Genomic DNA, 19600 nt, shown 5'->3' on the forward strand with positions numbered 1-19600 from the left:
TTCGAACAAGGTACTCCCATACTCTAGCTCGGGTTAGTGTTTGCCAAGGCTCAGATTCGGCGCCTTGGTCGCAAACTGCTCATCCTGGACCTTGGCCGGCAGCGAGCCGTTGACCTTGCCGTAGTCGATGACCTGGGCGAGCAGACGCAAACCGAGCGGCGCCAGCGCGCGCTCCCACAGCTCGCGGGCGGTCTCGCCTTTCTTGACGAACACCCAGTCCTGCGCGGCGATCGCGCCGGCGTCCATGCGGTCGGCGAGGTGATAGATGCTGCCGCCGGCGATCGGATCGCCTTCCTTGATGGTCCATTCTACCGCCGCGATGCCGCGGTGGCGCGGCAGCAGCGACGGGTGGTATCCGATGCCGCCGAGCCTGGACGCGGCAAGCGCCTCTCTGCTGACCCGGGCGTGGCTATGGGCGGTCACGATCAGGTCGGTGTCCGGCGCAATCTCGGCGGCCGTCACCAGCTTTGGATCGGCCTGCACAACGACTTCGATGCCGGCCGCCCTGGCTGCTGCCGCCAGCCGGTCCTCGCCGTCATGGACGACCACCCTGACCAGCGTGACGTGGTGCTCGCGCAGCATGTTCAGGGTCGTCACGCCGAAATGGCGGGAACCGACAAGGGTAATGCGCATGGGGATCTATTCCGTGGGGTTTACTCGGGGATTGCTCGGGCCGCCGCTATGCCGATAGCACACCGCGGCAGCCTGTTTCGCTGTCTTGCCGCTTATCAACAGGACGGCCGGGTGGCAAATGTCAGGCCGCCGGCGGCTTACTGGCCAGAACCTTGTCGATGCGCCGGCCGTCGAGGTCGACGATCTCGAATTCCCAGCCCTGCGCGGCGGTTTTCGCGCCGACATCGGGGATCGCGCCGAATTCATGCAGCAGGAAGCCGGCAGCGGTCTGGTAGGGCCGCGGCGATGGCAGCGTGATGCCGAGCAACTCGCTGAATTCCAGCGCCGGCATCCAGCCCGAGATCAGGTAGGAGCCGTCGGCGCGCCGGACATAGGCAGGCTCGGCCGGGCCTTCCTCGGTGTGGAAGGCGCCGACGATGGCCTCGAGGATGTCGGCGCTGGTGACGACGCCCTGGAAGGTGCCGTACTCGTCGTGGACGAGGCCGATATGCACTCTGGAGTCGCGCAGGATCGCGACCACGTCGCGGGCGTCGACGGTCTCCGGAATGATCGGCGCATCGCGCGTGAGCGCGCGGATGTCGGGCGTCTGGCCCGCGAGGTAGACGTCGAGCACGTCCTTGGCCTGCACGATGCCGAGCGCATGATCGCGGTTGCCGTCGAACACCACGCAGCGCGAGTGACTGCTCTTCTGCAGCGTCGCCAGGATCTCGGCCGCGGGGGCGGCGAGGTCGATCAGGCTGACCTCGTGGCGCGGCGTCATCACCGCGCCGACCGGCAGATCGCCGAGCCGCATCACGCCGGCGATCATCTCCTTTTCGCCGGGCTCGAGCACACCGGCGTTCTCGGCCTCCACCACCAGCGTCTTGATCTCGTCCTCGCTGACGCGGTCCTGTGCATCCTCGCGATGGCCGAGCACCCACAGCAGCAGCTTGCCGGAACGGTCGAGCAGCCACACCAGCGGCAGCGACAGCCGCGCCATCATGGTCATGGCCGGAGCGACCTTCACCGCGATCGACTCGGGATCGCGCAAGGCGATCTGCTTCGGCACCAGCTCGCCGACGATCAGCGAGGCATAGGTGATCACGCCGACGACGAGGCCGACGCCGACCGCGTCGGCGATGCTTGCGGACACGCCGAGCTCAAGCAGCCATTGCGTCAGACGCTGGCCAAGCGTTGCGCCGGAGAAGGCGCCGGACAGCACGCCGATCAGCGTGATGCCGATCTGCACCGTGGAGAGGAACTTGCCGGGATCGGAGGCCAGTGCAAGGGCGCGGCGCGAACCGCGGACGCCTCGTTCGACCAGCGCCGCAAGACGCCCCGGACGCGAGGAGACGATCGCGAGCTCCGACATCGACAACAGACCGTTGACGACGATCAAGACCGCCACGATCGCAAGTTCCAGATATAACACGGGAGTCCCTAAACATTGGCGGCGTGGGCCGCTACATGACGCCCAATATAGGCATACCGGAGCGGTTTTGCTGTGCCTTGTCGGGCGTTCCTGCACAAGCAGAGGGTGCGTATGGCCAGCATGCAGCAAGATATCGCGGCATTTTGGCGCGCTGGCATCAGGTCCTAGGCGGTGTGGACTCTAGGGATTCCCTTTTGAGGCCAAATCAGATTCAAGGCTACTTTTGGGAGGCGGCCTTGGGTGTGATGGATCGTTTGGTGTTGAGCGACGCGGCTTGGGAGCGCATGGCGCCGCTCATCATTGGCCGGCCCGACCAGAAAGGTTCGACCGGACGCGACAACCGGATGTTCGTGGAAGGGGTGCTCTGGATCGTTCGCACGGGCTCTCCCTGGCGTGATCTTCCGGAGGCGTTTGGGGATTGGAACAGCGTGTTCCGGCGCTTCAGTCGATGGAGCACCAAGGGTGTCTGGTTGCGGATCTTCGAGGCGATGTCCGATGATCCGGACTTCGAATATTTGATCGTCGATTCCACCATCGTCCGGGCGCATCAGCACGCCGCCGGGGCAAAAAAAGGGGGTCTGAAGATCAAGCGATCGGGCGCTCGCGCGGCGGCTTGAGCACCAAGATACATATGGCCGTTCGAGGTTTGGGATGTCCCGTGCGGTTCACCCTCACCGCAGGCCAGAAGGGCGATGCCCCGCAAGCCGCCACGTTGATCGAGGGATTGCCCGCCGAGGTCGTCATGGCCGATGCAGCCTATGACGCCGATCATTTGCGCCAGGCCATCGCAGCCAAAGGCGCGATCGCCGTCATCCCCAACAACCCCTCGCGAGCCCTCAAACATCCGCTCGACAAGCATCTCTATGTCCAGCGCCACCTCGTGGAATGCTGCTTCAGCAAGCTCAAGCAGTTCCGTCGCGTCGCAACCCGCTTCGAAAAGACCGCCCGAAATTACCGAGCCATCGTCACGCTCGCTGCAATCGTCCTATGGATGCGATAAGTGTCAACACCACCTAGGCGAGGATCCGCAGCGCCGGCTTGGCGAACCTCCTGCCCGATGAGGCGGGCTGCATCAGCATCCGTTTGGAGGCGGCTTGCAGTTGCACGCGCAAATCGGCGTTGCATTGCTTCATCTGGTTGCGCAGTTCGCGGCGGGAGAAGGCGGTGAGCGAGGGGTCCGCGAGTTGCTGCCAGGCCCTGCGCAGCCATTCCTGCAGTTCGCGAATGTTCTGATCCAGAACCTTCTGATCAAACACGTCGGGCTGGGTCATGCCGCCAAATCCCACGAAGCGATCAGTTGCAAAGTAACCCTGATTCGCGTCGCTTCACCTAGCGCTATGTTGCGCAGGCGCGCTTGCTGCAGGGGAGATCGAAGGCTGCAGGCTTGTTCGTGCCCGCGTCAGCCAGCGTCGCCGGGCCCGGTGCGCAGCAAATCCAGCGCGACCGGCAGCGCGAGGACCAGCGCTGCGAGCATCGAGAGATGACGCGTCTGCGCGGCGGTCAGGCCGAGATCGCATTGGGCGAGATAGGCCAGCATGATCGCGATGTAGGCGGCGACGCAGATTGCGACGGCGATGCTTCCGAAATCGGTCTTGCTGTCGGTCTTATCGTCCACGGCGGCGCCACCTCGTTGCGGGCGCGGCGTAGCGTGGTTCGGCTTCGCCACCTATGAACTGGATCACGGGCGAGGCGCCGTTCCGGCCGAATGGCTTCGTGCGTCGCGACGGGCCAACTGGCGGAGACAAACGTCGCGATCGGCATTCCGCAGCGACGTGGCCGCGGCGACTGAAACTCCAGCCCGGCCTTGGCGACCACCTGCCGCCACCAAGCGGCCTAGCGGGAAGGGCTGCGTTTCGGCTGGCCTTCGCGCGGAAGCTCGACCGGGATGTGGGGCGCGGTGCTCACCACGCGGGGGCTTCCGTCGGAATGGGTCTGGCCGTTGAGCAATGTCTCGAGCACCAAAAAGAATTTTTCAGAAAGCATGGGCGTAGCCCTCGTCGTCTAATGTCCTTGTGTCGCGGCGCGCCGCGGAAAATTCGATCAACAAAATGCGAGTCGCACCGGCATGGCGATGCTGCGGCGCAAGGCCTCCCGCACGCAATCCGGGAGATTACCGGCGCCCACGCCGTCAACCGAGGCTTGCGCGAAATAGTTGCCAGGTTCCTAACGATTGCCGGTGCAGCACGTGATGGCGCTCACCGTTCCTTCAAGGATGCACGTTAATGATAGGGGTATGGATCGTGACCAGGACATCGACGAGGGATTTGGATCGACGCTGCGCCGCAGCTACGGGCGGCTGGCCTGGTGGATCGTCCGACTTAACCGCGTGCTCGAACCGTCGCGCGCGGCCGAACCACCGCGCGCCCTATCGCCGCCGCGGCCGGCCGTTCCGCCACGGCGACCTGTCCCGCCGCGCCCGGAATAGACCTCACCGGAATACCGGCTTCCGCTGTATCGGCCGTGCGGCCGGACTGCTATTCATGCGCCATCCGCGGACTCCTCCGGTCCGCCGTTTTTGACGATGCGGCCGCGCGGCCGCGCAAGCGACGAGGGACGAACGCAATGATTGAGACGGTTGGCATTATCGGCGCCGGGACCATGGGCAACGGCATCGCGCAGATTTGCGCGGCGGCAGGCCTCGGCGTGACCATGGTGGATATCTCCGAGGCGGCGGTCCAGCGCGGCTTGAAGACGGTCGGGAGCAGTCTCGATCGGCTGGTCGCCAAGGAGAAGATGACCGCGGCCGATCGCGACGCGACGCTCGGGCGTATCAATGCGACCACCGACAAGGCCAAGCTCGCCGCCTGCGATCTCGTGATCGAAGCCGCGACCGAGAACGAGGAGCTGAAGGTCAAGATCCTGAAGGATCTCTCTGCGGGACTGAAGCCGAGCGCGCTGGTCGCAACCAACACCTCGTCGATCTCGATCACCCGGCTTGCGGCCTCGACCGATCGTCCCGACCGCTTCATCGGGATGCATTTCTTCAATCCGGTGCCGGTGATGGCGCTGCTCGAATTGATCCGGGGCCTGCAGACCTCGGACGACACCGTCGCCAAGGCCGAAGCGTTCGCCAAGCGGGTCGGCAAGGTGGCGATCACGGCGAAGAACAGCCCCGGCTTTGCGGTGAACCGCATCCTGTGTCCGATGATCAACGAGGCGATCTTCGCGCTGCAGGAAGGCATTGCCACCGCCGAGGAGATCGATGCCGGCATGAAGCTCGGCTGCAACCATCCGATCGGCCCGCTAGCGCTCGCCGATCTGATCGGGCTCGACACGATGCTGTCGGTGATGGAGGTGTTCTATACCGGCTTCAACGACCCCAAATATCGGCCGGCGCCGCTGCTGAAGGAGATGGTCGACGCCGGCCATCTCGGCCGCAAGACCGGGCAGGGGTTCTACAGCTACAGCAAGTGAGGCCGGCGCGCGCCTGACCCCGTAATCATCCGGGATGGATCGCGCGGACAAGGTCGCGTAACGACAAGACCTGATCCGCCACGAGGCGGGGGACATCAGAAACGAGGCCCGGTCTCCTAGGCACACCGGGCCTCGTTTTTTTGTGGGATACCGGGCTCAGTTGGCCGATGCGACCGGCGTGACGCCGGTTTCCTCGGGATCGGCGCCGAACAGGCCGACGAGATACTTGTAGTAGTCCGGCATCTTCTCCTTGAGCGTGGCGCGCGTATAGGGTTCGTGCTCGGAATCCTTGCCGGCCAGGAAGATGCTCGCCGTCACCGCGAAGAACTCCTGCTGGTTCTTCAGTGCATAGGCCTCCTTGGCGAACAGCTCCTTCGACTTGGCCTGGCTGAGGAAGCCCTTGATGCCCTTGTTCTCATAGCCGTTCGGCATCAGCCGGGCGTGATAGGCGTGAAGGAATTCGTGCAGCAGCACCGGGTCCTTCGCGTAACGCATCATGTTCGGACGCATCCTGATGATGCCGATGCCGGAATCGAGCGCAAGCGCGAGCGGATCCGAATTGGTCCATTGCTGCTTGTCGTGATCCCAGATGGTGACGTCGCGCGTCGTGCCGCGGTCCCATTCCGGCGGCGTCAAGCCATAGCAGGCCGCTGCCGCGCCTTCGTCGAGACACGCCATCTCGCTGGCAACGATCGGCACGCGATGGAAGAACTGCAGCACCTTCGGGCTGAAGCCTGCGGTTTCCACGACGTCGAGCTGGCGGCGGACCATGTCGGCGATGCTGGTAACGTCCTTGCGGTCGGCGTTCTCGGAGAGATCGAAGACGTAGCCGCGATACTTCTCGACGCTGCTCGGTGCCGCCTCGGACGGCCCCGACATTCGTGGTCCGGCAACGGCCGGCCCGGCCGCAAGTGACAGGATCATTGAAGCAATGAGCGCGCTGCGCATGACTATCCCCCGTGTGACGAGCCTCTCCGGTGTCGTCGTCCATTGAGCCGGGCGGGAGACTAGGGCAGCCGCCTTGCAGCGCGCTTAAGTCGTACATTTCAACCGCGCATCTGCGATTAGGCGTCGGTTAACTACATGCGGAGGGAGGGCCCGGCGGGCAGCGGGCCAGTGGGCCAGTGGGTCAGCGGGTCCGGGGGCCGCGAGGGCCGACGACCGATCAGCCGGTCCTCACCGTGCCGCGACCAGGCTTCGAACGATCGTCACAGCTTCTTGAGGCGGTCACCGGAAACCTCGCAGATCCTGCGGGCGTACCTAGATCAGCGGCTGGGAGCCGATGGAGCAAGGAAACACGATCATGCGCAGGACGAATTGGGCAATTCTGGCGTTCGCGGCGCTCGGAACGAGCTGGATTGTCGGTTCCGCGTCGCCTGCGGCGGCCGATCCCTATGAGTATCCCTGGTGCATCCAGGGCCGGCAGGAGGGATATCCCGGCTATTGCGGCTACCAGACCTACCAGCAGTGCCAGGCATCCGCGTCGGGCCGCGACGCCTATTGCGGCATCAATCCGCGCGTCGCGTTCAGCCAGCAGCGGGTGGCGCCGCGGGCATTCCGCTGAGCGGTGCGAGGAGGTCGGGCCAAGCGACCGTCGGGCACGATGGTTGCATAGCTGACGGTCGGATCATTTTTTTTTGCCTTGGAGCGAATATGGGCGAGATCATCAGGTTCATCTCGAAGTCCGAACGCGAGCGCGCGCGGCTGATCCGCGAGGCGCGTGCGAACTATGAGCGCATCTTTCCATCGGCCGATCCGGCTGATGCGCAAGGCGCCGCAGACGAGGGCAGCGGCAGCGAGGCGTCGTCGAAGCCGTAGCGCCGGTAATGCGCGCAAGGGGAGGCGGAGCGGCGATGTGGCAGCGTTTGTGGCAGACTTGGACGATCGACAAGCCGGCCGTGCTTGGCGATTGGCTGTGGCAGATCCTGGTCGTTGAGCTTGCCGCCTTGCTCGATCGGCTGACGTTGCGGAAGCTGATCGCGCTGATCCCGGTTGCGATCGTGATCGGCGCCTATTGGCACCGGATTCCGCTTCCTCCCGAGCTGCTGATGCTGGTTGGCGATGTGCTGGCCTATATCGACATCTTCTCGATGATCTTCCTGATCGGCTTCTTTACCCGCGTTGCAACGGTTGTGGCCGTCGTCAGACAGGCCATCGGTCTCGTCCGCGCCGTGATGCGGCATGTGCCGATGGCGCTGCACAGATTTGGCGTTCGTGACCATCGTGCCAAGGATAGCGCGCGCCGCAGGCGGCTCACGCATGCGAAGACAGATGACGATGGCGCCGCCGGCATGGCAGGCCTGGCTTGGGCCTAGTCGGACGCGATTTGGCGGTGACGAACGCTATCGCGGCTGTCCGGCCTGCTGATCGCCGTCATCCGCCTCGAGCCGGGCCGGGCTGCGCGCGGAAGCGTCGTCCTGGCTCCGCCGGTGCGAACTGGAGAGGTCGGTCGCACCGTGCTGGGACCGATGAAACGCGATACCCATCTGGAAACTCCAGACGCCGAACAGCAGCGCGCCTGCCACACAGGCCGCCACGAAAGCCCAATCGCGTTTCCTCATCGGTCCAACAAAGCCAATTCGCTACCGCATCAACCGCGTGCGTTCCAGGGCTCGCCAAGCGAGACCGGCGCATTGTGAGACGATTGCACGCGCTTGTCGATCCGCGCAGCTCACCTCGCATCGGTCACGCAGCGGTGATCATCAAATCATGCGTCCAGAAACACTCCGACCAGATTGCTCGGCCCCCGCAACAAACTTGCCAAACTTTCACTAGGGCGCTGGCGCACTGAGTTCGAAAATGCAGGACCCGATCGGACGATTCGCCAATGACCGAACTTGAGGAGCTCAGATATTTCGAGCATCAGTGCCTGGAGATGGCGGAGCAATCCACGCTGCCGGATGCCCGCCGCGCGCTCCAGATCCTGGCGCGCAACTACGCCGCCGCGGCCGAAATCGTCGAACGGCGCGCGCAATCCGCCAACACTGCGCTCGCGCAGCTGTTTCGATGCTTGAGGCTGTGACCGGTTGAGGGCGTGACGAGGCCGCCGCGCGCGCCGGTCACGACGATCGATCCCGTTGGCGGCGCGGATGCGGTCTGCCCGTAACGCAGCCGGCTTCAGGACGCCTCGGTCCACCGTCGTCCGCATCGAAGTGCTTGAACACATCGGGCGACGCTGCCATCAGATTGCGCGATCTCGGCGGCATGGCGCCGTCGGTAGTCGGAAGGCGAGGTGCTGCGATGTTCTCGCTGACTTTTCTGGGAACGTCGGCAAGCGTGCCGTCTCCCGAGCGCAACCACCCGGGCATCCTTGTCGAGGCAGCCGGCAGTCGTATTCTGGTCGATTGCGGCGAGGGAACGCAGCGCCAGCTGCTGCGGAGTGGCGCCGGCTTTCGACGGCTTGATCATCTGCTGTTGACTCACGGGCATTTCGATCATGTGCTCGGCATCCCCGGGCTGTTTTCGACCCTCCGGTTGCGGCAAAGTTCGGATGCGATGACGATTCATGCCGGACCCGGTACGCTCGATGTCGTCGTCCGCATGCTGGCGGGGCTGTGGGGCGAGGGCAGAGCGCCGATCCCGCTTGATCTGGTGCCGTTGAGCGAGGGACGAGTCCTCGACGCCGGCGAATTCACCATCGATTGCTTTCCGGTCCGCCACCGGGATACGGACAGCTTCGCCTTCTCCTTTCAGAGCGCGGTGCGCCGGCATCTGCTCCCGGACCGGCTTCTGGCGCTGCGCGTGCCTGATGGGCCGGTTCGTCGGAGCTGGCGGAGGGGCGGCAGGTGAAGCTGGACGATGGTCGCACCATCGATCCGGAGCAGGTGCTTGGCTCGGCCCAGGGGCGAAAGAAGCTCGTCATTGTCGGTGATGCTGAAACAACCGACGGGCTGGCCGAACACGCCATGGACGCCGACGTGCTGGTGATCGAAGCGACGTTTCTCGAGCGCGACGCGGCTATCGCGCGCGACTACGGACACTTGACGGCCAGCGAAGCCGCCGCGTTCGCGGCGCGGAGCGGGGTCAAGCAGCTCGTGCTCACCCACATCTCCGGCCGCTACCCGGATGAGGACATTCTGGCGGAGGCGACGAGAATTTTCCCGAACAGCCGGATAGCCATCGACTTCGATCGCATCGCGATCTGAGTGCAGCGGCCTCCACCCCGGCGAAGGAACGCTGTCGAGGGTGTCTGTGAAAGCGTGCCGGTGCCGTGCCAGCAACGCTTCATTAACCCGACTCACGCAACGTCGTTCTAGGCCGTCTGGATGGGCCGCTAGCAGAAGGCCGCCACGAGTGACTACGTGGCGGCCTTTCGCGTCTCACAGTGCCAAGGGAGACGACCGATGGACTACGGCGCCTTCACCGACGCCAGCCTGAAGATGATGTACGAAGCCGTCCGCGGTGCGCTCAGAGCCGACGACGAATTCGAGGCGGCCGGCGAAGAGCCAAAATTCCGGGTCCGCGCGACGCCCGAGTGGAAGCGGCATGCCGGCAGCCTCGAGGCCGAGATGCTGAAGCGAGGGCTGCAGCTCGACATCATCGACTGGACAGGCGGCCAGGGCGAACTGCCGTTATCTTGACGGCCGAACTCCAGCAGCGTTCCGAATGTTCGCTCCAAATTGTGCGCTGAACGGCGCGCTTGCGCCGTCATGCCTCGCGCTCCACCCGCCTCGGCGCGAGGCGACCTTTCTGGCGCGGGCGGCTTTCGATGTGCCTTGAGCTGTTCCCCGATCGTTCCCTTTCAACGACGACGCTGGCCCGATCAGAACGTGCAGTGGCCAAAGCTGAATCCCGCAGGGGCCTAATTTGCTCCATCGATGCGCCGCCATTTTGCCGCGCCTCGTTCGCTTTGCCCAACTCTGTTCATATACCTTACGAGGTAACACAGATGTCATCTGTTCGCGGTTTGTGTCGCCACCAATCGGGGTACTCGATCCAGCTTTGCCTACGGCTCGGGCTTCAGGGCGTCCGTCAATGCCTGCTTGATGTGTTCGGCCTGTTCCTTCGTCAGCTTCTCGGCGAAGTGGCCGTCTTTCTTCAACTGCGCTGGCCCCTTGAGCTCGCGATCATAAACCATCCAGTCGGTGCTTCCTCTCCGAACGACAAACCTTGACTGTAGGGGCGCTGCGTATCTCAACGATGCCTCCCAATGAATCCAGCTGCTCGTCTCCAAAAGACACATCCGGCGGCAGCTTGTTCCGAACCGGGACACTGAAATTTCCTGCGCCACCTAAAGAGCAAGGCTCATGCCGGAATACACGCGCCGCCAACCGGTCCGGAGAACCGCAGGCAGGCTCGACGCAGGCGACGCCGAACGTGGACTGCGACAGGGAGAGCAACGAGCCGTTGGCGTCCGAATGCGTCTGGTCCGAGCATTGGGATTGGAGTTCTGACCGTCCCGAAAATTTACGCCGCCGGGCCCGAAATGAGTTGTCCCGGCGGCGCCCTGTTCTTCCAGCCTCTGGGCCCTGAAATCCCCAGCGCCGAAAACCTACTAAAGATCACGCCGAACAACTGTGGCTTGGTTCACACAAAATTAAGAAGAGGGGCCGGTGCCAGGGCCCGGGCCGGCTTCCAAACACCACGAGAGCGATGTCACTGCCGCACGGAAATTTCGCGAATGTTTGGGAGGCTGACTACTTGGCTCAAAATGTATGAGCGGCCCGAGACATGGGCGACGGTCCGTACCGGACACATGGGTTACACTTTCCGCTTCCGTTCTGCGGGAGGTGTGGTTGCCGCGCAAAGCGAGTTCGGTGATGGAAGAGCGCCTTAGCTTTGTCGCCCATCTGCTGGACGGCGAGGCCATGACGGACGTCTGCCGGGAGTGATGCTGTGCTCCACCGTGTCCTACGAGTTGTTCGGCGATATTCCAGCAGGTGACCCGTAGGCATCGTGATCAGCGATTACGCTGCAACTTCCGTCCTCTCGGAAGAACAGGCCATTGCCTGCGACTTCCTTCCACCAACCCCGGCCAGTCCGAGATCGACGCATACTCACCACGCCAAAGCGCCACGCGCTCATATCACCCTGGAATGGTTGCTCGGAGAACAAATCTTGATATCCCGGCACAGGCCAGGTGTGATCCAGCACGTCCCACTCCGTGAGATTGCCTTCAAGCCAGGCATCGAAGTGATCCCTGATTTTCGTTCCCGGAGGATTCGGAAACAGAGCATTGATGTACGCTGTTCCGTCCGCATCCAACCTCGTGGGAAGAGCCTCGACGACCCTCCGCAGAAGCTCAGTGCCTTCTATTCCACCGCTCCAAAAATTATCGCTTGCCTTGGCGGCAGTGTCCGGCGCGTAAGGAGGGTTACATACCAGCAGATCACATGTCCCGTCGATCGAATCGAAGAGATCGCTTGTAACGAAATCGATGTTGCTCTTTTCGTTTAGCGCTGCATTGAAGTTGGAGAATGCGATGGCGCGTGGACTGACGTCAGCGCCCACGACTGTCGCAGAATGGTCGCTTGCCAGAATAGCGTGCACTCCGGAGCCTGTTCCGAGATCAATGGCGCGCCTGCGGGGGATCCTCTTCACAAAGCCGCCGAGCATAAAGCTCTCTCCCCACAACCACATGACTTGATTGATTGCGGTATTCTTCTCTGCTTGGTCGGTGACCAGGTATTTCCCGTAACATGGGAACAAACAGAAGTTCGACTGCAACAAGTCGCCGTTTTTTTCGGCCAATCTCATTTCGAGGGCCACATCGACAAAGAACGACGAAATCTGCTTCGCGATAACGTCTGCGCTCACCTGCCGGCCATCGATGAAGAGCGTAATGAGATTGTCGATCGGATCGCTCTTTTGAGGGGTCCAAGACATTCGCATTCTTTGCCAGAAATTGACGCCGAGGCGAGGAAGGACCTCAAGACGTTCGGCACAGCTTGCAAGGTCGTAGCCGCAACCCCGGAGTTCCTTTACGAAGCGGCTCATGCATTCGCGCTGTGCCGGGATTATCGGCAACGGAACCTCCCTGGAAATTGTCGGCAGGAGCGCTCTTGTCCCGTCCTCGCGCTCGATCGGCAGGGAGTCGGCCGGACTGCTCTTCAGCGTCTCCGCCTGCCGAAGCCAGGCGAGCAGTTCTTGCTTTCGGTCGGCCAGTGTCGCGCGTAACTCTGCGTCAAGCGCGCCAGCGGGGGCGCTGCACTTGAGGCGGTCCCCCTCAACCCATATTCTGACGTTCCGGTCGCGGAGAACCGATAGAAGCCTGGCCGTTTCCATTTGAGATCGTCCTCGGGTGCTTCGCCTTGGAATGGGCGCCCGACCTTGGCCGGGCAGATGCCATCCCAAGCTTCTTTCGGCACCTGGTCAATCATCCGCATGGCGAGAACACCCAACGCCGTCCGCTTGAAATGCATGCCGGCGGCGCCGGCCTAGCCCCAGGAAGGAAGTGCAAATTCCCGATGGATATTGCGACGTGCGAAACGCCAAGGGCTCGTGGCCTTAGCCCCACTAGATGAGGTACTCCGAATGTATGGGACAGCTCAGGCGAACAGGTCTTTCCCAGACGGGAGCGTCCGCGCGAACGTCCCGCTCTCGTGATATTCAAGCCAGCTTTTTCCGATTGCATCCCGGAGCCCAGTCCACTCGGCCGGCGTTGCCTTGTCCCGGTAGAGCATGGGGGCGCTGATCTTCTCGATGTAGATTCGGCCGCCCCGGATCGGCTCGAATGCTCTCGCGTGCTCCATCAAGCGTCGGGCGGCTTTGCCTGCACCGCAAGCGGATCAACATCTCCACCGTGCTGGCCGGCCAACAACTCGGCATCAAGGAAGTCGACGACGGCATTTTGCTCGTCAGCTTCATGCACGATGATCTGGGATACTTCGACCTGGAGCAGAAAACCTTGCAACCCCTCGACAACCCGTTCGGCACGAGGCTGTCACCCATGTCTTAGGTACGACCTGTTACCCATGTCGCCGGGCTGGACAAAGAATTTGTTTGGTGAGCGCGGAGGGACTCGAACCCTCGACCCCATGATTAAAAGTCACGTGCTCTACCGCCTGAGCTACGCGCTCACTCACCTGAACATTAGATCCGGACGCCAGCGGTGAACCGCTCCGGATCGTGCTCCAGCCCGCGCTGTGTAGGGGGCAGGGCCCATCGGGTCAATAGCCGAGGGGCGGTCAATTGTGCACCGGCGCGCCGGATTTGCCGTTCCGGCGCCTGCGGTTAGGGCCGTTTCTTGAAGTCGGCCAAATCGGGCGCTAGTTGTCGCGGCGGATTTCCGAGCCGACCGGCTGCGACGGGGCGGCGACCGAGGGCAGGCTGACCGGGCGCAACCCGATCAGTTCCGCGGTGCGGATCGCGCTGTTGCGCCAGAATGCGAACTCGTTGATCCGCGAATTTTCCAGGATTGCGATGGAGACCGCCGCCAGGAATGGCAGGCTCTGCAACACCAGGACGCCGGCGAAGATGTAGATCTCGCGCACCTGCTTGTAGCCGTTGGTGACGACCAGCACGACGGCGCCGATCAGCAGCAACACGCCGATCACGGCTTCCCAGAACGCCTGGAACTCGATCGACATCCGCGACAGGCCGCCCTTGGAGGTGCGGGCGAACGCGAGATGCTCGGTGATCAGGCCCTGCGCCACCGCGCGTGACACCGTCCACTGTACGCTCATCGCCGCGATCATGGCTCCTAACATCTGGCCGGCCTTGATGTTCACGCGCAGCCGGTAGAGCGCGACGAAATGTACCAGCGAGACGATGAAGGAGGCGATGATCGGCAGCGTCAGAATCTTGTCGGGGATCGCGATGTCGGCGAAGGCGACGATCGGCACCCAGATCAGATTGAGGATCGCAACCACGACGCCGAGACTTTCGGCGCCGAGCCAGTTGAGCCAGCCCAGCGAGAACTCGCGGCGCTGATCGGGCGTCAGCCGGCTGGCGCCGGGCAGGAAGCGCCGCCAGTGCTTCTTGACGATCTGGAAGCCGCCATAGGCCCAGCGATGGCGCTGCTTCTTGAAGGCCTCATAGGTGTCGGGCAGCAGGCCCTCGCCGTAACGCACATTGGTGTAGTGCGTGAGCCAGCCCTGCTGCTGGATCGAGAGGCCGAGATCGGTGTCCTCGCAGATCGTGTCAGAGGACCAGCCGCCGGCCTTGTCCATCGCGGCGCGGCGGATCAGGCACATCGTGCCGTGCACGATGATCGCGTTGAACTCGTTGCGCTGGACCATGCCGATGTCGAAGAACCCGGCATATTCGCCGTTCATGATGTAGTGCATCAGCGAGCGATCGCCGTCGCGATGCTCCTGCGGCGCCTGCACGAGGCCGACGCGCGGATCGGCGAACGCCGGCACGAGATCCTTCAGCCAGTCCGGATGCACGACGTAGTCGGCGTCGATGATGCCGATGATCTCGGCATCCGCCGCGGTGCGGTCCATCGCGATGCGCAGCGCGCCGGCCTTGAAGCCCTGCACCTTCTCGGCATTGATGAACTTGAAGCGCTCGCCGAGCAGCCGGCAGTGATCCTGGATCGGCCGCCAGAAGTCGGGATCGGGCGTGTTGTTGATGATGCAGACGCACTCGAAGTTCGGATAGTCGAGCCGCGACACTGCATCGAGCGTCTGCTTGAGCATCTCGACCGGCTCGAAATAGGCCGGGATGTGGATCGAGACCTTCGGAAACTTCACGTTCTCGCCGATCGTGGCGGGCGCGAGCGGCGCGCTCTTGCCGATCAGCCGGCGCGGGCCGCGGCCGAACGCGACCGCAGCGATCTCCTCGATCCGGGCCATCGCGATCAGGACCAGCGGAACCAGCAGCACCAGGCCGAGGCTGAGCGCGAAGGCCGAGCCCCAGACGAAGTAGTGCGTGGTCCAGTACGAGAACACGGTCGCGACCCACGCGCCAACGCCGTTGGCGGCCGCCGACAAGAGCAGCGCCTGCATCACGGTCGGCTGGTCCAGCCGCAGGATCGGCAGCGACATGAACAGGCCGACCAGGACGGCGACCAGCGCAATCTTCCAGTAGTTCAGATCGGTGACCGGTCCGGTCCAGGCGAATTTCGCCTCGCGGTCGGCATTGAGGATGCCCCAGTAGGGACCGACGCCGCCTTCGAAGAACTTCCAGGGCTGATCGATGGCTTCGACGATGTTGTAGTCCATGCCGATCGCTTCGGCGCGGGTGACGAAGTTGCGCAGCACCGTGGCCTGCTGGAACGGACCGGGCTCGGCGCTGCGCAGATTGTAGCCTTGGCTCGGCCAGCCGAATTCGGCGATCAGGATGCGCTTGCCGGGGAAGGAGTCGCGCAGCAGGTTGTAGCGGTCGACCGCCTGGTCCACCGCCTGCTTGTCAGTGAAGTTTTCCCAATAGGGCAGCACGTGCGCGGCGATGAAATCGGCGGAATTGGCGAGTTGCGGATGGTCGCGCCAGATGTTCCAGATTTCACCGGTCGTGACGGGGACGTTGACCGACTTCTTGACCCGCTGGATCACCTTGATCAGCCGGTGCACGTTGTTTTCGGCGACTGCCCACTTGATCGCTTCAGCGCGCTTGCTCAAGCCGCTGCTGCCGTTCTCATCCGGCTGCATTTCCGCGTCGTGAAGACGCTGCGCTTCCTCGCGAAGAATCCTCTCGGACTCCTCGGGCGGCACGCCGATCTCCGGAACCGAGCCGAGGTTTTCCAGCGGCACCTGCTCGCCGCGGAACACGGTTTCGTTGCCGACCACGATGCCGATGACGTTGCTGTTGCGCTTGGCCAGATTGATCGCAGCTTCGATCTCGCGGTTGTTGCGGTTGGCGTCCTTGTCGATCCACGCGCCGACGGTGACCTTCATGCCGAACTCGGCGGCGACCGGCGGCACCAGCTCATTGCCTTCGGTCGACGAATAGAGGCGGACCGCTTTGGTGAGCGTGGAGAGCTTCTTCAGGTCGGCGCGCACCTTCTCGGTGTCGGCGGCAACGTCTGCGACGGTGTGGCCTGACTCGAACGGAGCGTAGGACAGGCTCGGCAGCGTGCCACGGAAATCGGGCGCCGACTGCCTCTCCTGGAAGAGACCCCACAGGGCGGCGTGGGCGGCGGTGACAAGCAACAGGACGGCGACGACGGCGCGCATCGCGGTTAAACCATACGGGGCCTGAGATTGAGGACTAAGCGAACCCGTCCCCTAGGTTCGACCAACACGACAGCGGAGGGAAAGATATCTCCGCCATCCGATTTAACAACTGGTGTGCCGCGATGGCGTTTTAAGGGCGCAAGCCGTTCCAGCCGCGAAAAAAAATCGCGGTCGGACCCCGTCGCGGGATACGGCTATTTCGACGCCGGCGCAGGTGCCGCCGACGGGGTCGGTGCAGGCGAAGGCGACGCCGCCGGTGCCGGTGCGGCGGTGCCGGCCGTCGCCGGCGCCGGGGTGGGAGCAGCGGCCGCCGCCGCAGCCTGGGGCTGCGCGCCCGGATTGATCCAGCAGGCGTGGATGCGGCCGTCGAGGCTGCCGCGCACCTTGTCGTCGATCTGGGCGCCGAACCGGGTCAGGCAGCGGAACGTCGCTTGGACGTGGCCGCCAGGGCAGCCGAACCGGTCGTAGAGGTCGAGATGGCGGAACGCGGTGTCGAGATCGTCGTTCCACATCAGGCGGACGACGCGCCGGCCGAGCCAGACGCATTCCGGGTTGCCGGCCGGGCCGTTGATGGCCTGCTGGGCCTCGACGAATTCCTCGACCTTGCGCTGGTTGGCTTCCCGTGCGGCATTTGCGTTGGCGTCGGGCTGTCCAGGCTGCTGTTTGGCCTGATCCGGCGGATTCGGCGTGCCGCTCTGGGCGAACGCGCCGCCGGCCCCAATGAGGAGCGCAAGGCCCGTGACTAGGCCCGTTACGGCAAGATGGCGCAAACTAGTGTTCTTCAACTCAAGCAGCCGTCGACGCATGTATTCCCCGATAATGTTCCTGCCCCCGCGGGATCATCCTAACGGCTCGCGTGATGCCGTCCAAATAGGTCTCCAGTGCGGCGGAGACTCTGGCGAAATCTGATGACTGGAATTTGGTATTTTGTCCAGCAAACTCACAACTTTATCGACCCAGCGCAAAACTGTCGCAGGACAACCATGGTATTGACCTAATCCCGCTCTTGGCAGATGGGCTGTGACCGGCTAATTCGACGGTCCCCCGGAGGATGGAACCGATTTCGCTTCGTACGCCGCTGGCGCTTCTCCTGATCTCGTTCGCCGTGATTGCATCCGTGTGGTGGTGGCTCGCCACGCCGATTACGCTCGTGCGCGCGCCGATCGATCCCGCTGCAAAGCTGCAATGCGTGTCCTATACGCCGTTCCGCGGCGCGCAGACTCCGTTGGATCCCACCACGCAGATTCCAGTCGAGCAGATCGAGCAGGATCTGACCGATCTCGCCAAGGTCACCGACTGCGTGCGCACCTATTCGATCGAGAACGGGCTCGACCAGGTCCCCGGCGTTGCGGCCAAGGTCGGGCTGAAGGTGATGCAGGGCATCTGGCTCAGCAGCAACCGCTTCAAGAATTTGCAGCAGATCGCGATCGCGGTCCGGCTCGCCAGGGAGTATCCTGGCGTCGTCACCTCGCTGATCGTCGGCAACGAGGTGCTGCTGCGCGGCGAGATGACCGCCACCGATCTTGCCGGCAACATCCGCGCGGTGAAGGCGGCGGCGGGCAATCTTCCTGTCACCTATGCCGACGTCTGGGAATACTGGGTGAAGAACCGCGAGATTTATGACGCGGTCGATTTCGTCACCATTCACATCCTGCCGTATTGGGAGGACATCCCGGTCAAGGCGAAGTACGCCGCGGCGCATGTCGACGATATCCGCAAGCGGATGGCGGTGACATTCCCGGGCAAGGAGATCCTGATCGGCGAGACCGGCTGGCCGAGCCAGGGGCGGATGCGGGAGGGCGCATTGCCGTCGCGCACCAACCAGGCGCGGGTGGTGTCCGAGATCCTCGACCTCGCCAAGCGCGAGGGCTTTCGGGTCAACCTGATCGAGGCCTACGACCAGCCCTGGAAGCGCAAGCTCGAGGGCACCGTCGGCGGCAATTGGGGCCTGTTCGATTCGATCAAGCGGCAGGTGAAGTATCCGCCCGGCGTTGCTATCACGAACTATCCGGACTGGAAGCTACAGATGGCGGGCGGCATGGCGCTGTCCGTCGCCACATTCCTCGCGGCCTGGCTGACGCTGCGCCGCCGGCCGTGGACGCCGCGGCCGTCGGCCTGGATCGCGGTCGCCATTTCGGCGACGATGGCGGGGGCGCTGCTCGGGATTGCCGGCGACAAGATGTATTACGAGAGCTACGGCGTCGGCGGCTGGCTGCATTGGGGCGCGCTGCTCGCGGCGGGCATTGCCGCGCCACTGCTGACGGCGCATGCGCTGATCGCCGGGCGGTCGCTGCCGACCTTCCTGGAACTGTTCGGGCCGCGCGACTATCGCGGCAAGGGCGTGATCGGCGCGGTGTTGGCGATTGTGCTGATCATCACCACCGTAATTGCTGCCGAAACCGCGCTCGGCTTCACCTTCGATCCGCGCTACCGCGATTTCCCGTATGCCTCGCTGACCATGGCGGTGGTGCCATTCGCGCTGCTGACCATGCTCAATCGCCCGAAGGAAGGCATCCGGCCGCTCGCGGAATCCGTGTTCGCCGGCCTGCTGGTGATCGCCGCCGGCTACACGATCTACAACGAGGGCACGATCAACTGGCAGTCGGACTGGACCTGCGTGATGTACCTCTTGCTCGCCGCTACGCTGTGGCGGGCGCGGGCCGCGCAAAACCCAGGATGAACAGCCCGATCGCGAGCCCCGACAGCACGACATTGTAGAGCACGATCCCGAGCCCCGCGGCGATCAAGCCGCCGGTCAGCAGCACGATCGACGGCCGCATCAGGTTGAGCACCGCGATTACCAGCGCGGTGATCCCGAACACCGAGTTCTTGAACAGTACGGTCGACAGCGCGCGAGCCTTGCAGAGCATGGTCTGCGCGCCGGCGTCGCAGGCCAGCGCAACGGGAGAGAACTCGATTGCCAGATAGCGCACGTAGAGCGCGTAGCCGACGGTGACGAAGCCCACGACCATCAGGAACTGGACCTGATAGGGGGAGAGGCGGAACGGAGGTTTTGTCATCGCGGCACTATGGTCGGGATCGGGTTGCGGGACAAGCTCGGTCGGAGCATCGAAATCGGTTGAAA

20 protein-coding genes, 1 tRNA gene and 3 pseudogenes are annotated in these 19600 nt (G+C 63.6%); 11 read left to right on the forward strand and 13 right to left on the reverse strand.

The annotated features are described in order from the left end of the window. Positions 1-33 precede the first annotated feature (33 nt). Both QA639_RS22365 and QA639_RS22370 read right to left on the reverse strand, forming a co-directional pair. The gene (locus QA639_RS22365) at positions 34-633 is read right to left on the reverse strand and encodes a formyltransferase family protein (RefSeq protein ID WP_028332082.1); all 600 of its coding nucleotides are present in this window, start codon (positions 631-633) and stop codon (positions 34-36) included. Positions 634-754: 121 nt separating this feature from the next. After that, positions 755-2044: a hemolysin family protein gene (locus QA639_RS22370; RefSeq protein ID WP_283087429.1), complete on the reverse strand. Its 1290-nt coding sequence runs from the start codon at positions 2042-2044 to the stop codon at positions 755-757. A gap of 284 nt (positions 2045-2328) precedes the next feature. Here QA639_RS22370 and QA639_RS22375 point away from each other — a divergent pair. Continuing rightward, a pseudogene (locus QA639_RS22375) lies at positions 2329-3044 on the forward strand (IS5 family transposase). Positions 3045-3057: 13 nt separating this feature from the next. Here the strand turns inward: QA639_RS22375 and QA639_RS22380 are convergent. From QA639_RS22380 to QA639_RS22390, 3 genes are all read right to left on the reverse strand, one after another. Further along, positions 3058-3315, reverse strand: a complete 258-nt coding sequence (locus QA639_RS22380) for a hypothetical protein (RefSeq protein WP_050384373.1) — start codon at positions 3313-3315, stop codon at positions 3058-3060. A 128-nt stretch (positions 3316-3443) separates the two neighbouring features. Beyond that, positions 3444-3659 (reverse strand): hypothetical protein, encoded by a 216-nt coding sequence (locus QA639_RS22385; RefSeq protein WP_028332079.1) that lies wholly within the window; start codon positions 3657-3659, stop codon positions 3444-3446. A gap of 218 nt (positions 3660-3877) precedes the next feature. Beyond that, positions 3878-4027 (reverse strand): hypothetical protein, encoded by a 150-nt coding sequence (locus QA639_RS22390; RefSeq protein ID WP_167350391.1) that lies wholly within the window; start codon positions 4025-4027, stop codon positions 3878-3880. A gap of 250 nt (positions 4028-4277) precedes the next feature. Between QA639_RS22390 and QA639_RS22395 the strand changes: the two genes are divergently transcribed. Both QA639_RS22395 and QA639_RS22400 read left to right on the forward strand, forming a co-directional pair. Then, the gene (locus QA639_RS22395) at positions 4278-4469 is read left to right on the forward strand and encodes a hypothetical protein (protein ID WP_157348719.1); all 192 of its coding nucleotides are present in this window, start codon (positions 4278-4280) and stop codon (positions 4467-4469) included. 137 nt (positions 4470-4606) lie between these two features. After that, entirely contained in the window at positions 4607-5458 is an 852-nt protein-coding gene (locus QA639_RS22400) for a 3-hydroxybutyryl-CoA dehydrogenase (RefSeq protein ID WP_028332078.1), read from the forward strand. A gap of 156 nt (positions 5459-5614) precedes the next feature. On the opposite strand, the gene QA639_RS22405 is transcribed toward QA639_RS22400, so the two are convergent. Beyond that, positions 5615-6406 (reverse strand): hypothetical protein, encoded by a 792-nt coding sequence (locus QA639_RS22405; RefSeq protein ID WP_028332077.1) that lies wholly within the window; start codon positions 6404-6406, stop codon positions 5615-5617. A gap of 355 nt (positions 6407-6761) precedes the next feature. On the opposite strand from QA639_RS22405, the gene QA639_RS22410 reads away from it, so the two are divergent. From QA639_RS22410 to QA639_RS22420, 3 genes are all read left to right on the forward strand, one after another. Beyond that, positions 6762-7022, forward strand: a complete 261-nt coding sequence (locus QA639_RS22410) for a DUF3551 domain-containing protein (protein WP_028332076.1) — start codon at positions 6762-6764, stop codon at positions 7020-7022. Between the two features lie 89 nt (positions 7023-7111). Beyond that, positions 7112-7276: a hypothetical protein gene (locus QA639_RS22415; RefSeq protein ID WP_016846117.1), complete on the forward strand. Its 165-nt coding sequence runs from the start codon at positions 7112-7114 to the stop codon at positions 7274-7276. 35 nt (positions 7277-7311) lie between these two features. Beyond that, positions 7312-7773, forward strand: a complete 462-nt coding sequence (locus tag QA639_RS22420) for a hypothetical protein (RefSeq protein ID WP_283087430.1) — start codon at positions 7312-7314, stop codon at positions 7771-7773. A 27-nt stretch (positions 7774-7800) separates the two neighbouring features. Here the strand turns inward: QA639_RS22420 and QA639_RS22425 are convergent, their stop codons facing one another. Then, complete coding sequence (locus QA639_RS22425; RefSeq protein ID WP_028332074.1) at positions 7801-8019, reverse strand: hypothetical protein; 219 nt, start codon at positions 8017-8019, stop codon at positions 7801-7803. Positions 8020-8285: 266 nt separating this feature from the next. On the opposite strand from QA639_RS22425, the gene QA639_RS22430 reads away from it, so the two are divergent. The 3 genes and pseudogenes from QA639_RS22430 to QA639_RS22440 all read left to right on the forward strand — a co-directional run bounded on the left by QA639_RS22430 (position 8286) and on the right by QA639_RS22440 (position 10038). Further along, entirely contained in the window at positions 8286-8480 is a 195-nt protein-coding gene (locus tag QA639_RS22430; protein ID WP_016846119.1) for a hypothetical protein, read from the forward strand. Positions 8481-8698: 218 nt separating this feature from the next. Further along, a pseudogene (locus QA639_RS22435) lies at positions 8699-9603 on the forward strand (ribonuclease Z). Between the two features lie 198 nt (positions 9604-9801). Then, the gene (locus QA639_RS22440) at positions 9802-10038 is read left to right on the forward strand and encodes a hypothetical protein (RefSeq protein ID WP_050384381.1); all 237 of its coding nucleotides are present in this window, start codon (positions 9802-9804) and stop codon (positions 10036-10038) included. A 365-nt stretch (positions 10039-10403) separates the two neighbouring features. On the opposite strand, the gene QA639_RS22445 is transcribed toward QA639_RS22440, so the two are convergent. Together QA639_RS22445 and QA639_RS22450 are read right to left on the reverse strand one after the other, a co-directional pair. Further along, entirely contained in the window at positions 10404-10535 is a 132-nt protein-coding gene (locus QA639_RS22445; protein ID WP_256438746.1) for a hypothetical protein, read from the reverse strand. Positions 10536-11308: 773 nt separating this feature from the next. Continuing rightward, the gene (locus QA639_RS22450) at positions 11309-12682 is read right to left on the reverse strand and encodes a TubC N-terminal docking domain-related protein (RefSeq protein ID WP_283087431.1); all 1374 of its coding nucleotides are present in this window, start codon (positions 12680-12682) and stop codon (positions 11309-11311) included. Positions 12683-13148: 466 nt separating this feature from the next. Here QA639_RS22450 and QA639_RS22455 point away from each other — a divergent pair. Beyond that, positions 13149-13355, forward strand: a pseudogene (locus tag QA639_RS22455) (hypothetical protein); the annotation flags it as partial. Positions 13356-13400: 45 nt separating this feature from the next. Here QA639_RS22455 and QA639_RS22460 read toward each other — a convergent pair. The 3 genes from QA639_RS22460 to QA639_RS22470 all read right to left on the reverse strand — a co-directional run bounded on the left by QA639_RS22460 (position 13401) and on the right by QA639_RS22470 (position 17321). Next, a tRNA-Lys gene (locus QA639_RS22460) sits at positions 13401-13476 on the reverse strand. Positions 13477-13665: 189 nt separating this feature from the next. Further along, positions 13666-16515 carry a glycosyltransferase gene (locus QA639_RS22465; RefSeq protein ID WP_028332068.1) on the reverse strand — a complete coding sequence of 950 codons (2850 nt, stop codon included), beginning with the start codon at positions 16513-16515 and terminating at the stop codon, positions 13666-13668. A 194-nt stretch (positions 16516-16709) separates the two neighbouring features. Further along, the gene (locus tag QA639_RS22470) at positions 16710-17321 is read right to left on the reverse strand and encodes a hypothetical protein (protein WP_050384384.1); all 612 of its coding nucleotides are present in this window, start codon (positions 17319-17321) and stop codon (positions 16710-16712) included. 245 nt (positions 17322-17566) lie between these two features. Between QA639_RS22470 and QA639_RS22475 the strand changes: the two genes are divergently transcribed. Beyond that, entirely contained in the window at positions 17567-19195 is a 1629-nt protein-coding gene (locus QA639_RS22475; protein ID WP_283087432.1) for a glycoside hydrolase family 17 protein, read from the forward strand. Here QA639_RS22475 and QA639_RS22480 read toward each other — a convergent pair. Then, positions 19155-19535 carry a hypothetical protein gene (locus QA639_RS22480; protein ID WP_028332065.1) on the reverse strand — a complete coding sequence of 127 codons (381 nt, stop codon included), beginning with the start codon at positions 19533-19535 and terminating at the stop codon, positions 19155-19157. The two genes, QA639_RS22475 and QA639_RS22480, sit on opposite strands and share 41 nt — an antisense overlap. Positions 19536-19600: the final 65 nt, after the last annotated feature.

The organism is Bradyrhizobium pachyrhizi (assembly GCF_029714545.1).
GTDB classification, from domain to species: Bacteria; Pseudomonadota; Alphaproteobacteria; order Rhizobiales; family Xanthobacteraceae; genus Bradyrhizobium; species Bradyrhizobium pachyrhizi.

What these genes read in the sequence shown, in the direction of transcription:
- QA639_RS22365 (WP_028332082.1), bottom strand. Translation starts at nt 633, where the DNA reads ATGCGCATTACCCTTGTCGGTTCCCGCCATTTCGGCGTGACGACCCTG.
- QA639_RS22380 (WP_050384373.1), bottom strand. Translation starts at nt 3,315, where the DNA reads ATGACCCAGCCCGACGTGTTTGATCAGAAGGTTCTGGATCAGAACATT.
- QA639_RS22390 (WP_167350391.1), bottom strand. Translation starts at nt 4,027, where the DNA reads ATGCTTTCTGAAAAATTCTTTTTGGTGCTCGAGACATTGCTCAACGGC.
- QA639_RS22395 (WP_157348719.1), top strand. Translation starts at nt 4,278, where the DNA reads ATGGATCGTGACCAGGACATCGACGAGGGATTTGGATCGACGCTGCGC.
- QA639_RS22400 (WP_028332078.1), top strand. Translation starts at nt 4,607, where the DNA reads ATGATTGAGACGGTTGGCATTATCGGCGCCGGGACCATGGGCAACGGC.
- QA639_RS22405 (WP_028332077.1), bottom strand. Translation starts at nt 6,406, where the DNA reads ATGCGCAGCGCGCTCATTGCTTCAATGATCCTGTCACTTGCGGCCGGG.
- QA639_RS22410 (WP_028332076.1), top strand. Translation starts at nt 6,762, where the DNA reads ATGCGCAGGACGAATTGGGCAATTCTGGCGTTCGCGGCGCTCGGAACG.
- QA639_RS22415 (WP_016846117.1), top strand. Translation starts at nt 7,112, where the DNA reads ATGGGCGAGATCATCAGGTTCATCTCGAAGTCCGAACGCGAGCGCGCG.
- QA639_RS22420 (WP_283087430.1), top strand. Translation starts at nt 7,312, where the DNA reads ATGTGGCAGCGTTTGTGGCAGACTTGGACGATCGACAAGCCGGCCGTG.
- QA639_RS22425 (WP_028332074.1), bottom strand. Translation starts at nt 8,019, where the DNA reads ATGAGGAAACGCGATTGGGCTTTCGTGGCGGCCTGTGTGGCAGGCGCG.
- QA639_RS22430 (WP_016846119.1), top strand. Translation starts at nt 8,286, where the DNA reads ATGACCGAACTTGAGGAGCTCAGATATTTCGAGCATCAGTGCCTGGAG.
- QA639_RS22440 (WP_050384381.1), top strand. Translation starts at nt 9,802, where the DNA reads ATGGACTACGGCGCCTTCACCGACGCCAGCCTGAAGATGATGTACGAA.
- QA639_RS22445 (WP_256438746.1), bottom strand. Translation starts at nt 10,535, where the DNA reads ATGGTTTATGATCGCGAGCTCAAGGGGCCAGCGCAGTTGAAGAAAGAC.
- QA639_RS22450 (WP_283087431.1), bottom strand. Translation starts at nt 12,682, where the DNA reads ATGGAAACGGCCAGGCTTCTATCGGTTCTCCGCGACCGGAACGTCAGA.
- QA639_RS22465 (WP_028332068.1), bottom strand. Translation starts at nt 16,515, where the DNA reads ATGCGCGCCGTCGTCGCCGTCCTGTTGCTTGTCACCGCCGCCCACGCC.
- QA639_RS22470 (WP_050384384.1), bottom strand. Translation starts at nt 17,321, where the DNA reads ATGCGTCGACGGCTGCTTGAGTTGAAGAACACTAGTTTGCGCCATCTT.
- QA639_RS22475 (WP_283087432.1), top strand. Translation starts at nt 17,567, where the DNA reads ATGGAACCGATTTCGCTTCGTACGCCGCTGGCGCTTCTCCTGATCTCG.
- QA639_RS22480 (WP_028332065.1), bottom strand. Translation starts at nt 19,535, where the DNA reads ATGACAAAACCTCCGTTCCGCCTCTCCCCCTATCAGGTCCAGTTCCTG.